Source organism: Streptomyces sp. P13-3-3, from assembly GCF_050571355.1.
In the GTDB taxonomy this organism is placed as follows: Bacteria; Actinomycetota; Actinomycetes; order Streptomycetales; family Streptomycetaceae; genus Streptomyces; species Streptomyces althioticus.
In genome coordinates this window covers 285,559-298,490 of record NZ_CP192228.1, presented here as the reverse complement: position 1 = coordinate 298,490, position 12,932 = coordinate 285,559, and the positions used below count along the sequence as shown (strand labels likewise).

General features: G+C 74.1%; 8 protein-coding genes and 1 riboswitch. Of the genes, 5 read left to right on the top strand and 3 right to left on the bottom strand.

From position 1 onward, the window contains the following. Positions 1-128 precede the first annotated feature (128 nt). Complete coding sequence (locus tag ACQZOG_RS01405) at positions 129-1,505, bottom strand: NAD(P)/FAD-dependent oxidoreductase (RefSeq protein ID WP_033278174.1); 1,377 nt, start codon at positions 1,503-1,505, stop codon at positions 129-131. A gap of 378 nt (positions 1,506-1,883) precedes the next feature. Between ACQZOG_RS01405 and ACQZOG_RS01400 the strand changes: the two genes are divergently transcribed. Next, positions 1,884-2,618, top strand: coding sequence for a TetR/AcrR family transcriptional regulator (locus ACQZOG_RS01400; protein ID WP_033278175.1), 735 nt, complete (start codon positions 1,884-1,886; stop codon positions 2,616-2,618). Between the two features lie 808 nt (positions 2,619-3,426). Here ACQZOG_RS01400 and ACQZOG_RS01395 read toward each other — a convergent pair. Continuing rightward, positions 3,427-5,577 (bottom strand): asparagine synthase-related protein, encoded by a 2,151-nt coding sequence (locus tag ACQZOG_RS01395; protein WP_430741206.1) that lies wholly within the window; start codon positions 5,575-5,577, stop codon positions 3,427-3,429. 738 nt (positions 5,578-6,315) lie between these two features. On the opposite strand from ACQZOG_RS01395, the gene ACQZOG_RS01390 reads away from it, so the two are divergent. The 4 genes from ACQZOG_RS01390 (at position 6,316) to ACQZOG_RS01375 (ending at position 11,339) form a co-directional block, all read left to right on the top strand. Continuing rightward, positions 6,316-7,740, top strand: a complete 1,425-nt coding sequence (locus ACQZOG_RS01390) for a hypothetical protein (protein ID WP_033273390.1) — start codon at positions 6,316-6,318, stop codon at positions 7,738-7,740. A gap of 65 nt (positions 7,741-7,805) precedes the next feature. After that, positions 7,806-9,029: an L-2-hydroxyglutarate oxidase gene (lhgO, locus tag ACQZOG_RS01385; protein WP_430741205.1), complete on the top strand. Its 1,224-nt coding sequence runs from the start codon at positions 7,806-7,808 to the stop codon at positions 9,027-9,029. 87 nt (positions 9,030-9,116) lie between these two features. Beyond that, positions 9,117-9,953 carry a tRNA (guanosine(46)-N7)-methyltransferase TrmB gene (gene trmB, locus ACQZOG_RS01380; RefSeq protein ID WP_193454302.1) on the top strand — a complete coding sequence of 279 codons (837 nt, stop codon included), beginning with the start codon at positions 9,117-9,119 and terminating at the stop codon, positions 9,951-9,953. 60 nt (positions 9,954-10,013) lie between these two features. Continuing rightward, positions 10,014-11,339 carry a PrsW family intramembrane metalloprotease gene (locus ACQZOG_RS01375; protein WP_037640450.1) on the top strand — a complete coding sequence of 442 codons (1,326 nt, stop codon included), beginning with the start codon at positions 10,014-10,016 and terminating at the stop codon, positions 11,337-11,339. A gap of 103 nt (positions 11,340-11,442) precedes the next feature. On the opposite strand, the gene ACQZOG_RS01370 is transcribed toward ACQZOG_RS01375, so the two are convergent. Then, positions 11,443-12,462: a M23 family metallopeptidase gene (locus ACQZOG_RS01370; RefSeq protein WP_033273386.1), complete on the bottom strand. Its 1,020-nt coding sequence runs from the start codon at positions 12,460-12,462 to the stop codon at positions 11,443-11,445. A gap of 12 nt (positions 12,463-12,474) precedes the next feature. Beyond that, positions 12,475-12,632: riboswitch (cyclic di-AMP (ydaO/yuaA leader) on the bottom strand. Positions 12,633-12,932 lie beyond the last annotated feature (300 nt).

Sequence of the window (12,932 nt, the reverse complement as noted above, 5' to 3'; positions counted from 1 at the left end):
ACCGGCCGGGGCCCGGGGGCCGCACCGGGGCGGGCCCTCCCGCCCGCGGTGGTGGACCAGTGTGACAGGGTCCGGCCGGGCCGACATCCGCTAGACGCCGGTCCGGCCCCAGGAGTTCCTGGGTCCGGTCAGGACGACCCCTTCGGGTTGTGCGGTGGGTCGTGGGAAGGCTTTCCACCGGCCGCCAGTTCGAACTCCGCCCGAGGATGTTCGAGTGATCCGAGCGAGACGATCTCCCGCTTGAAGAGGCCCGCGAGCGTCCACTCCGCGGCCACGCGCGCCTTGCGGTTGAAGGTCGGCACCCGGCTGAGGTGGTACGTCCGGTGCATCAGCCAGGCGGGGTAGCCCTTCAGCTTGCGCCCGTAGACCTGGGCGACCCCTTTGTGCAGCCCCAGGGAGGCGACGGATCCGGCGTACTTGTGGGCGTACGTCTCCAGGGGTTCGCCGCGCAGGGAGTGGACGACGTTGTCGCCGAGCACGCGCGCCTGGCGCAGGGCGTGCTGCGCGTTGGGCGCGCACTCCCGCCCCTCCTCCCCCGCGGTGACGTCGGGTACGGCTGCGGCGTCGCCGGCGGCCCAGGCGTGGGGGGCGCCGGCGACGGCCAGTTCGGCGGTGCAGCGCAGCCGGCCGCGCTCGTTCAGGGGCAGGTCGGTGGCGGCGAGCACGGGGTGCGGTTTCACACCGGCGGTCCACACCACGGTCCGCGTCGGGAAGCGCGACCCGTCGCTCAGCACGGCCACCCGGTCGGCGCAGGAGTCCAGCCGCGTCTCGAGACGCACGTCGATGTTGCGCCGCCGCAGCTCCGTCACGGTGTAGCGGCCCATCTCCTCGCCCACCTCGGGGAGGATCCGGTCCGACGCCTCCACCAGGATCCACTTCATGTCCCCGGGGCGGACGTTGTGGTAGTACCGCGTGGCGTAGCGGGCCATGTCCTCCAGCTCGCCGAGCGCCTCCACGCCCGCGTAGCCGCCGCCGACGAAGACGAACGTCAGGGCGGCGTCCCTCACCGCCGGGTCGCGCGTCGACGAGGCGATGTCCATCTGCTCGAGGACGTGGTTGCGCAGCCCGATCGCCTCCTCCACCGTCTTGAACCCGATGGCGTGATCGGCGAGGCCCGGAATCGGCAGGGTACGCGCGACCGACCCGGGTGCCAGGACCAGCTCGTCGTACTCGATCCGGCTGCCGTCCGTCCCCTCCTCCTCGGTGGCCGGGGTGCGGACGGTGGCCGTGCGCGCGGCGTGGTCGACGGCCGTGGCCTCCCCGATGACGACGCGGCACCGGTCGAGGACACGACGCAGCGGTACGACGACATGACGAGGGGAAATGGCACCTGCGGCCGCTTCGGGCAGGAACGGCTGATACGTCATGTAGGGGTCCGGCGTGACGACCGTGATCTCGGCTTCACCCCGTCCGAGCTCGCGTTTCAGTCTCCGCTGCAGGCGCAGGGCCGTGTACATCCCGACGTAGCCGCCGCCGACAACGAGAATGCGCGCACGTTCCTTCACCCTCCCATGACGCACCCGTCGCTTCCGTTTGTCCACAGCCCCGACGAATTGTGTGACCGTAGGACGGCCCTGCCGGTGGTTGGCCGAATTACCGACACAGCCCCGATCACCGCAGGTCACACCGCATGATCGGCACCCTCGTCACGGAACATTCGGGACGTATACGACTCGTGCTCCGATCGAGGGGCGCTCCGTGCGGAACGTGCCCCTTCTGAATTGACCCCCTCTCAACTATGTTCATGTGTCGACGGGGTGCAGGGGGATGTGCTCATCGGGTCCGCGACGGGCGGGACCGACCGGCACGGTCCCGTTTTCACGCCCCGGACGTCAATGGCGGGGAGAGTCTCCGGGGGGAGACGTCATTACCGGGGGATACACATGCATGTTCAGGACTCTCGATGGTCGTCCGCTGTCGCCTCTGGCGCGACGATGAGCGCCGCCTCCGGCGGGCGCCCGGACGGCACTCGCACCACACCGCTGCGCGTCGACGCCCAGCGCAACCTGGAGCACGTGCTGCGTGCGGCGCGTGAGGTCTTCGGCGAGCTGGGGTACGGCGCGCCGATGGAGGACGTGGCGCGCCGGGCACGGGTCGGCGTCGGCACGGTGTACCGGCGGTTCCCGAGCAAGGACGTGCTCGTGCGGCGGATCGCCGAGGAGGAGACGTCCCGGCTGACGGAGCAGGCGCGTGCCGCTCTGGGGCAGGAGGACGAGCCGTGGTCGGCTCTGTCGCGCTTCCTGCGCACGTCGGTCGCCTCCGGCGCGGGGCGGCTGCTGCCGCCGCAGGTGCTGCGGGTCGGGGTCGCGGAGGAGCGGGGGCTGCCGGAGCACGCGCGGCTGCCGCAGCAGCGGACGCAGCCTGCGGGGGAGTTGCGGCTCGTGCCCGAGGAGCGGGTGGAGGACGACGGCGGGGCGGCGGAGTTGCTCGACGTGGTCGGGCAGTTGGTGGAACGGGCCCGGGCGGCGGGGGAGTTGCGGGCGGACGTGTCCGTGTCCGACGTGCTGCTCGTCATAGCGACGGCCGCGCCTTCCCTTCCTGACGCGGCTCAGCAGGCGGCGGCCTCCGCCCGGCTCCTGGACATCCTCCTGGAGGGCCTCCGCAGCAGGCCCTCCTGACCTGCGGTCACTTTCCAACGGCGTGGGCCGACCCCCGTACGACACGGGCGCCGGCCCACGCGTGTCGCACCCACGGTGCGAACCAGGTCGCCCGGCGTCGGTGCGGGCCGGGGCGTGTTCGCGCACCTCGGCGCCAACGAGGCGCCGCCGCGCCCACCCTCCCCCACTCTCGGCTTCGCTCGAGCGGGAGGTACCCCCATCGCCCCAGCGGCACGATTGCCCGCAGTCAGCGAAACTCGATGGCCGCCGCCGACTCTGCTCGCCCCAGCGGCACGACTGCCCGCAGTCGGCGACACTTGCGGCCGCCGCCCCCACCGGAGTCGGTGTTGCCGCGCGATGGCGGGGAGGGCGGGGCCGGGCCTCCGCCACCAGTGTCGGTGTGGCGCCCGCGGCGGGGAGGGGGCGGGGTGGGGGTGGGCGCCCGCAGCGGCTGGCGCGTCCTCGCCGTCCGCCTCTGCAACACGCACCATCGCGCCAGACCGAGGACGTCCACCCCCAGCGCGCCCCCGCGCCACCCACCGGCCGTAGGCGCAACCTCAGCCCCCACCGTGCTCAGCGCGACCCCGCGGCCCCAGCGACCCCCGCGGCCCCCGCCCCCAGCGCGCCCCGCACCACCCACCGGCCGTAGGGCGCTACCTCAGCCCCCGCCGGACAGAACCCTGCGCCGCAGGCGTCCCACCTCAGCGCGACCCCGCAGCCCCCGCGGCCCCCGCGGCCCCCGCCCCCAGCGCGCCCCGCACCACCCACCGGCCGTAGGGCGCTACCTCAGCCCCCGCCGGACAAAACCCTGCACCGCAGGCGTCCCACCTCAGCGCGACCCCGCAGCCCCCGCAGCTCCCGCAGCCCCCGCAGCCCCCGCCCCCAGCGCCCCCCGCTGCGGAACAATCCCCGCCGGCACCGCCCGCTGCCGCGCAGGCGTCCCCGTCCAGCACGTCCCCCGCCGCGCCAGCAGCCTCCGCAGCCACACCTCCAGCGCGACCAGATCCGCCAGCCCGTCCAGCGGCAGCACCTCGCCCTCCGCCGCCCCCCGCAACGCCTTCCGCACGACCCGCGCCTCCACCAGCCCCGCCTGCGCCAGCAGCGGCGTGTCGAACAGCGCGATCAGCGGCCCCGCCGCCACCCGCAGCCCCGTCCGCGCGGCCACCGCCGACGTGGGGACCGCCGGCGCCCCCCACCCCGCCGGCAGATCCCGCACCCCCGCGCCCTCCAGCACGGACCGCAGGATCGCCGCCCGCGCGCCGGGCCGTACCCGCAGCGCCTCCGGCAGGGCCCTGCACGCCCGCACCACCTGGTTGTCGAGGAACGGCGTGTGCAGCCGCTGCGACCGGATCTCCGCCGCCTGTTCCAGCACCCGCACGTCCGCCGCGTACCGCGCCAGTGCCGCCCGCGCCCGGAAGTCCCCCGGGCGCTGCCCGGGACCCACCTCCGACCGCCACGTCGACGCCTGGAGGCGAACCGATACTTCAGCCAGGGCCTCCCCGGTCAGCCACCGCGCCGCGGGCCCGGGCCTTCCCCAGGTCAGCGCGGCCAGCGAGGCGTCCGCCGCGCCCCCGGGACCGTCGTCGTCGAGCTTCTTGTGCAGCAGCCGCTGCGCGAGGGACTCCAGCCCGGTCCGGTACGGCGTCCGCGCCAGCCGCCTCGCCGCCGCGTACACCCGCGCCGGCACCATCACGGACCCGTCCGCCTTGGCCAGAGCGGCGACCGGCCGCACGAGATGCCGCCGCTTCCGGTCCATCAACAGGTCGGCGAGCCGCGCCGGATGAGCGTCCAGCACCTGTTTCGCGCCGTACCCCGTGAAGTGGTCCGCGCTGCCCGCCGCCAGCCGCGCCCGGTGCCGCGCCGCGGCGACCAGCGACGGCCCCGGCTCGTCCGTCAGCGGCACGTCCAGCTCGACGTAGGGGAGCGTCGACTCCTCCCCGGCGACCACCACATGGTGCAGCCGGGGATTCGCGGCGAGTGCGCCCGCCCGCTCCAGTTCGCCCTCGTCGCGCCCTCCCGCGTCGCCGGCGGCGAGGTCGTTGAAGGTGACGGCGAGCAGCCGCTCCCCCGCGCCGGTGCCGTGCCCCAGCACGGTGCCGGGTCTCCCGGGCAGCCCGGCGGCCAGCAGCGCCAGGGCACCCGACGCCGGCCCCCCGGACAGGTCCGCCCCGATCCCGGCCACCGGCGTCCCCCGCGCCGCACGCCGCTCCGCGGGACCCATGCCCGGTACCGGTCCGGGGTCTATGTCGGCGCCGGGCACGTGACGAGGCGCGGCCAGCCGCGTCCGTACCGCCTCCACCAGCGCGTCCCGCACGGCGTCCACCGCGTGGTCGGGGTCGGCGGGCGGTGCGGCGACGGCCAGGGAGGCGACGGGTTCGTACCCGGCGATCTCCCGGGCCCCGGCGCGCAGGATCAGCGCGTGCCCCGGCGGAACGCGCTTCACGCCCTCGTACGGGGTGGAGTCCTGGAGCGCGGCGGGCACGTCGGGCGCCGCGAGCAGCGCGGCGAGGTGTCCGAAGTCGAGGTTGGCCTCGACGAGGTCGGCGAGCGGCAGGGCGGCGGTGGCGTAGGCGACGCCCCGTTCGAAGGGGGTGTAGAAGACGGGCCGGGCGCCGGCGAGGTCGCCGCACACCGTGATGCGGCGTCCGACCTGGACGACGGCCGTGTAGCTGCCGGGCCAGGCGGTCAGGTGCCGCAGCGCACCGCCGCGGGCGGCGAAGAGGGCGACGCGCAGCTGTTCGTCGGTGGCGCCGCAGGTGCCGAGGACGGCGATGCGGGTCTGTGCGTCGGCGGAGACCACGCGCACCTCGTCGGGGCGCCAGTCGCCGACCGCCCACAGGGGGTCGGGGTCGCCCCACAGCGGGTGGGAGCCGACGGGCTGCAGCGTCTCACCGTCGACGCCGGTGGCTCCGGCGGAGCCGACGGGGCCGTATCCCCCGGCCGCCGCGGCGGTGCTGCTCCATCCCACCAACCACCGCATCGCCGCCTCCACATGCTGTGGACAACCAGTGCACCGTACGAACCGGTTCCCCATGCTGCCATGAAGGCGGCGCTCGGTAACGTCGCCGGAGCGGTGTGTGCTCCGTCGAATGCGCCCCGGCGGATACACCTACCCTCTACGGGCGTTGCGCCGGAGCACACCCGAACACCCGCCCGAGACACGGAGATCGACATCCGGGCGGTCGCCGCCCACCAGGCCACTTCGACGCGAATGCGCCCCCGCAGCGCGCCCCCAAAACCACCAAAGCGCCCTCAACTACCTGGATAGAAGCGCGGATACGCCGAAACGAGTGGCATCGATTTTCGGCCAAATCGAAGCGGTGAGATCACACTCGAACACGCTCCGTACAGGCTTTGCGCACCACCGCGGGGCGTACGGTCCGGGAGGCGGAGCTCGTCTCCCGGACCGTTCCGCCGCCCGCGGGGATGAAGGCGGCGGTGTTCCCCCAGCCCACTGGATCCAGTACAGCGGGCCGACCCACGCACGGACCATGGAACCGCTCCCGGGATGGCCGGAGAAGAGCGCACGGACAGGCGCACGGCCACACACCGGGAGCACGCCGCAACTGCGCGTATCGGACCCGTACTTCAGTACGGACCACAATCCCGCCATCCGGAAGAATGCCCCTTAACGCTTGGGATGCGGCGAACTACGCTGGGTTTACGAATGCCGCGTGGTTATGCCAGAGCGGCAGCCGTCTGTGTCGAGGGGTGGCGCATGTCCAGGGAGCAACGCGGGCCGAACGAAAAGCTCGGCGCCGTTCTCGCCCTCGCGGGAATCAGCAACGCCGGCCTCGCGCGGCGCGTCAACGATCTCGGCGCCCAGCGGGGACTGACGCTTCGCTACGACAAGACGTCGGTGGCGCGCTGGGTGTCGAAGGGCATGGTGCCCCAGGGCGCAGCCCCGCACCTGATCGCCGCCGCCATCGGCCAGAAGCTGGGCCGTCCCGTGCCGCTGCACGAGATCGGTCTGGCGGACGCCGATCCCGCGCCCGAGGTGGGTCTCGCCTTCCCCCGTGACGTCGGCCAGGCGGTGAAGTCCGCGACCGAGCTGTACCGGCTGGACCTCGCCGGCCGCCGCGCCGGCTCCGGCGGCATCTGGCAGTCCCTCGCCGGGTCGTTCGCGGTGAGCGCGTACGCCACGCCCGCCTCACGGTGGCTGATAACCCCGGCCGACAGCTCGGTCGCGCGCGAGGTGAGCCCGTCCGAGGGCTCCGGCGCACCGCTCAAAGTCGGCCACAGCGATGTGCAGAAACTGCGGGAGGCCGCGGAGGACGCCCGCCGCTGGGACTCCAAGTACGGCGGCGGCGACTGGCGTTCGTCGATGGTCCCCGAGTGCCTGAGGGTCGAGGCCGCCCCGCTGCTCCTCGGCTCCTACTCCGACGACGTGGGCCGCTCCCTCTTCGGCGCGGCCGCCGAACTCACCCGCCTCGCGGGCTGGATGGCCTTCGACACCGGCCAGCAGGAGGCGGCGCAGCGCTACTACATCCAGGCCCTGCGCCTGGCCCGCGCGGCGGCCGACGTGCCCCTCGGCGGATACGTCCTCGCCTCCATGTCGCTCCAGGCGACGTACCGCGGCTTCGGCGACGAGGGCGTGGACCTCGCCCAGGCCGCCCTGGAGCGCAACCGCGGCCTGGCCACCGCCCGCACCCTCAGCTTCTTCCGCCTGGTCGAGGCACGCGCGCACGCACGCGCCGGGGACGCGCAGGCGGCCGGCGCCGCGCTGAAGTCGGCGGAGAGCTGGCTGGAGCGGTCCCGGCCCGGCGACAGCGACCCGACCTGGCTCGGCTTCTACTCCTACGACCGGTTCGCCGCCGACGCGGCCGAGTGCTACCGGGACCTGAAGGCGCCCCGCCAGGTGCGCCGCTTCACCGAGCAGGCGCTGTCGAAGCCCACGGAGGAGTTCGTGCGCTCGCACGGCCTGCGCCTGGTGGTCTCCGCGGTCGCCGAACTGGAGTCCGGGAACCTGGACGCCGCCTGTGAGCAGGGCGTACGGGCCGTGGAGGTGGCCGGCCGCATCTCCTCCGCGCGCACCACGGAGTACGTCAAGGACCTGCTGCACCGGCTGGAGCCGTACGGCGACGAGCCGCGCGTGGTCGAGCTGCGCGAGCGCGCCCGCCCGCTGCTGATGACCACGGCCTGACCCGTCCCGCCCCGCCCTTGGTTTGAAGCCGTTGTCAGTGGCGCAGTGCACTATCGACGCGGGAGGTGGCGCAGGTGGCGGCGGGGTCGTACGACTGTGACGTGGTGGTGATCGGCGGCGGGATCGTCGGCCTGTCGACGGCGTATGCCATCGGGCGGGCCGCCCCGGGCACGCGGGTGACCGTGCTGGAGAAGGAGCAGGGCACGGCCCGGCACCAGACGGGACGCAACAGCGGGGTGGTCCACAGCGGCATCTACTACCGCCCCGGCTCCCTGAAGGCGCGGTACGCGGTGTCGGGCGCGGCCGAGATGGTCAAGTTCTGCGCCGAGTACGACATCCCGCACGCGGTGACGGGCAAGCTGATCGTCGCCACGGAGCGCGAGGAGCTGCCCCGGCTGCACGCCCTGGTGCAGCGCGGCCGGGAGAACGGCCTGTCGGTGCGCGAGCTGTGCGGCGCGCAGATCGCCGAGTACGAGCCGGAGGTCCAGGGCCTGGCCGCGATCCATGTCGGCACCACCGGCATCTGCGACTACGGCGCGGTGGCCCGCCGGCTCGCGGAGGCGTCCGGGGCGGACGTGCGGCACGGCGCGGAGGTGGTCCGGATCGACCGCCGGCCCGACCGGGGCGTGGCCGTGCTGACGGCCGCCGGCGACATCGTGCGCGCCCGCACGCTGGTGAACTGCGCGGGGCTGCACTGCGACCGGATCGCGCTGCTCACGGGCGACGAGCCCGGCGCCCGCATCGTGCCGTTCCGCGGGGAGTACTACGAGCTGGCCCGCCCCGAGCTCGTGCGCGGCCTGGTATACCCGGTGCCGGACCCGGCGTTCCCCTTCCTCGGCGTCCACCTCACCCGGGGCACGGACGACGGGGTGCACGTGGGGCCGAACGCGGTCCCGGCGCTGGCCCGCGAGGGGTACGACTGGCGGACGGTGCGGCCGCGCGAGCTGGGCGCGACCCTGGCCTGGCCGGGCTCCTGGCAGCTGGCCCGCCGCCACTGGCGGTACGGCGCCGGGGAGCTGCACCGCTCGCTGTCCAAGCCGGCCTTCGCGCGGGCCGTGCGCCGGCTGCTGCCCGCCGTGCGGGACGAGGACCTGGTGCCGACGGCGGCCGGGGTGCGGGCGCAGGCGGTGCTGCGCGACGGCACGCTGGTCGACGACTTCCTGATCCGGGAGGCGCCCCGCGCGGTGCACGTGCTGAACGCCCCCTCGCCCGCCGCGACCGCCTCGCTGCCGATCGGCCGGGAGATCGCCCGCCGGACGCTGGCCGGCCTCGCCGAGAGCGAGCGGTGAGTACGCGTGACGGGCGCGGCCGTCGGGCGGCCGGGCGGCCGGGCGCGCCGTCCCCGTAAAATCGAGGGCACTGTGTCTGATTCCGCGATGAGCACCCCCGAAGCACCGCACGCCGAGCGGACCGCCGGCGAGCCGGCCCCCCGCGCCCGCGCGAAGGGGGAGCCGCGCTTCCCCGACGGCCCGAAGGCCGACCCCGCCGGGTCGCACTTCGAACGCCGGATCCGCAGCTTCCAGCCCCGCCGCAGCCGCGTCACCGCGGGCCAGGCGGACGCGCTGCAGCGGCTGTGGCCGGTGTGGGGGCTCGACATCGACGGCAGCCGCCGGCTGGACCTGGCCGAGCTGTTCGGGAACGGCCGGCCGGTCGTCCTGGAGATCGGCTTCGGCATGGGCGAGGCCACCGCGGAGATGGCCGCCGCCGACCCGGACACGAACATCCTCGCCGTCGACGTCCACACCCCCGGCCAGGGGCATCTGCTGCACCTCGCCGAGGAGCGCGGCCTGACCAACGTGCGCGTGGCGAACGGCGACGCGATCATCCTGCTGCGCGAGATGCTCGCCCCGGACGCGCTGAGCGGGCTGCGCGTCTTCTTCCCCGACCCGTGGCCGAAGAAGCGGCACCACAAGCGGCGGCTGATCCAGCCGGAGTTCCTCACCCTGGCCGCGTCCCGCCTCGCGCCGGGCGCGACCGTGCACTGCGCCACCGACTGGGAGCCGTACGCGGGGCAGATGCTCGAGGTGCTGACCGCGCACCCGGACTTCGAGAACACCCGGGAGGACGGCGGTTTCGCGCCGCGTCCCGCGTTCCGGCCGCTCACCCGTTTCGAGCGGCAGGGGCTGGACAAGGGTCATGTGGTGAACGACCTGCTCTTCCGCCGCGTACCGCACGACGACCGCGCCGACCGCCCGGACGGGGACACCGTCTGACCTCCCCCGGGGCCCCGCGCCGGCACGCAGCCCTGCCCCTTCCTCGTTAGGGTCGATCCCGTGGCCAGCAGCCCTCCGTACCCGCCGCACCCCGGCGCAGCTCCCGGCAGCACGCTGCGGCACCCGCACTGGTGGCAGCGCCCGGCGGTCCGCTACGGAGCGATGGTCACGCTGCTGGCCCTGTCCGGTCTGGTGATCCTCGCGCTGGTGCGGGAGCAGACGGGCACGCAGGGCTTTCTCGTCGGTCTGGGGCTGGCCGTGCTGCCGGTCCCGCTGCTGCTGGCGGCGTTCCGCTGGCTGGGCCGGGTGGAGCCGGGCCCCTGGCGGAACCTGCTGTTCGCCTTCGCCTGGGGCGCGTGCGCGGCGGCGCTCATCGCGATCGTGGCGAACAGCTTCGCCACCCGGTGGATAGCGACGACCACCGCCGACCCGGCCGGCGCCGACACCCTGGGCGCGACGGTCATAGCGCCGGTCGTGGAGGAGACGGCGAAGGCGGCGGCGGTGCTGCTGCTCTTCCTGTTCCGCAGACGCGACTTCCACGGGATCCTCGACGGCGTGGTGGCGGCCGGGTTCACCGCGACCGGTTTCGCGTTCACCGAGAACGTCCTCTACCTGGGCAACGCCTTCGGCACCGACCAGCTCACCGGCGGCAGCGGCATCGCCTCGGTCACCGCGGCGACCTTCTTCGTGCGCGTCGTCATGTCGCCCTTCGCGCACCCCCTGTTCACCGTGCTCACCGGCATCGGGTTCGGCGCGGCCGCGCTGGCCGCCGACCGCCAGCGGGTGCGGCGCGTCCTCCTCCCCCTCGCCGGGCTGCTCCTCGCGATGGGCATGCACGCCCTGTGGAACGGCTCCGCCACGCTCGGCCAGTTCGGCTTCATCGCGGTGTACGGGGCGTTCATGGTCCCGACGTTCGGGCTGCTGACCTGGCTCGTGGTGTGGACGCGGCAGCGGGAGCTGCGGACCGTGCGCACGGAGCTGCCCGCGTACGCGGTGGCGGGCTGGCTGCGCCCGTCGGAGCCGTTCGCGCTGGGCTCGATGCGGGCGCGGCGCCTCGCCCGTAAGTTCGCCCGCGAGCACGGGGGCAGGCCGGCGGCGCGGGCGGTCTCCCAGTACGAGGTGTACGCGACGCAGCTGGCGTTCCTGCGGCACCGGGGCCGTGCGGGGAAGGCGGGGGCGGACTTCGTGACGCGGGAGCGGGAGCTGCTGCTGGAGCTGTGGCACCGGCGCCAGGCGGCCCGCCCGGCGCTGGAGCACGCGGCCCGCCTCACGGCGCCCCGGGTGCCGTACGGCGCGGGCTGGGCGTACGGGCCGGTCCCGGCGGTGTGGCCGCCGCAGGGGCAGCCGCCGTATCCGGCGTACGGGGAGAACCCCTACCGGCGCTGAGAAGGCCCCGGACACGCGGAACCGGCAGCCCTGACGTCGGGGGGTCGTCGTCGGGGCTGCCGGCGTTCACGGCGTCGGCAGCCGGGAGCCGGCCGCCGGTGGTTCAGATGCTGAGGCCCTTGCCGGCCAGCCAGGCCGCCGGGTCGACGCCGCCGGAGCCGGTGTGGACCTCGAGGTGGAGGTGGGCGCCGGTCACGTTGCCGGTCGCGCCGACGCGGCCGATCACGTCGCCGGTGGCGACCTTCTGGCCGACGCTGACGTTGATCGACGACTGGTGGGCGTACCAGACCTCGGTGCCGTCGTCGAGGGTGAGCACGGTCTTGTAGCCGTACGAGCCGTCCCAGCCGGCGGAGGTGATCGTGCCGGTGTGGACCGCCTTGATCAGGGTGCCGGTGGGCGCGGCGAAGTCGAGGCCGGTGTGGTAGCCGGAGGACCAGTAGGCGCCGGCCTGACCGAAGGTCGAGGTGATGGTGTACGAGGAGGTCGGCAGCGCGTACTGCTTGGCCAGCTCGGCGAGGCGCTCGGCCTCGGCCTTCTTCGCGGCCTCCTCCTCCGCCTTCTTCTTGGCGGCCTCGGCCTTCTCCTTGGCCTCCTTCTCCGCCTTGGCGGCGGCCTCGGCGGCCTCCTTCTCGGCGGCGGCGAGGGCGGCGGCCTCCGCCTTGCTCTGCGCCTGGCCCTGCTGCTGCTCGACCTGGGCCATGATGCGGGCGCGCAGCGCCTCGCCGGCGTCCGCGCCCTCCTCGGCGCCGGTGTCGGCGGCGGCCATCCTGCCGATGTCGCTGAGGGGGGTGCTGGATCCCTTGGGCGTTTCCTCGTCGGAGATGAGGGAACCCACGTGGGGAAGGTCGGGGATGGAGATGGAGACGGGCGGCTTGCCGGTCTGGGCGCTGGCCATGCCGCCGGCGCCGACGGCGGCTATGACGCCGACGCCGAGGACGGTGGAGCTGCGGGCGAGTCCGCCTCCGCGCTGCTTGGCGACGCGGTGCCGGCCACGCACGGGCCGCACGGACTCCGCGGTGGGGTTCCACTCCTCGAAGGGGCCCTCTTCGGCGCCGGGGGCGCCGTACGCGAAGGTGTCGTTCGGCTTGAACGGGGCCTCGGGGGCAGGCGGGTTGGACGCCACGTGGGCGCGCTCCTTTCCTTCCGTCTTCGCCTACCGGGTTAGCTGACGGGTTCGGAGCGGGAAGGTCTCCTACGCGCGTATACGAACCGTGCCTCCACGGCGGTATCCGCCCGATTCACCCCATGGTGGTGGTTCCCCGGTTCCCTTGCGGGATTCGGCGCGTGCGCACGGAGCCGCCTTCTGTGACGGCTGGGACGACCGCGCTGCGTTATCGAACGTTAATAGACGCGGGGGCCGGATTCCAAGCCGTTCCTCTTGATCGTTAACGATTTCCGCGTGGACTTAAGCGCCACGAGCGGGCGAAAACGGGCGAGTTGACTGCGCCTCGGACGACCGGCCGAACCTGACGGTTCGTCAGTTGTTATGCGCTGCGGCGCCGTTCGCTCACTGTGCGCGAAAGGCGAGGTGGAGGACGCGTGAAGGGGCGGGCAACGAGCGCCGTCATGGAAAGCACCGAGGGCCGGAACCCT

Excerpts from the sequence above, each read along its gene's own strand:
- ACQZOG_RS01400 (WP_033278175.1), top strand. The coding sequence starts at position 1,884 with ATGCATGTTCAGGACTCTCGATGGTCGTCCGCTGTCGCCTCTGGCGCG.
- trmB (WP_193454302.1), top strand. The coding sequence starts at position 9,117 with ATGAGCACCCCCGAAGCACCGCACGCCGAGCGGACCGCCGGCGAGCCG.
- ACQZOG_RS01390 (WP_033273390.1), top strand. The coding sequence starts at position 6,316 with ATGTCCAGGGAGCAACGCGGGCCGAACGAAAAGCTCGGCGCCGTTCTC.
- ACQZOG_RS01395 (WP_430741206.1), bottom strand. The coding sequence starts at position 5,577 with ATGCGGTGGTTGGTGGGATGGAGCAGCACCGCCGCGGCGGCCGGGGGA.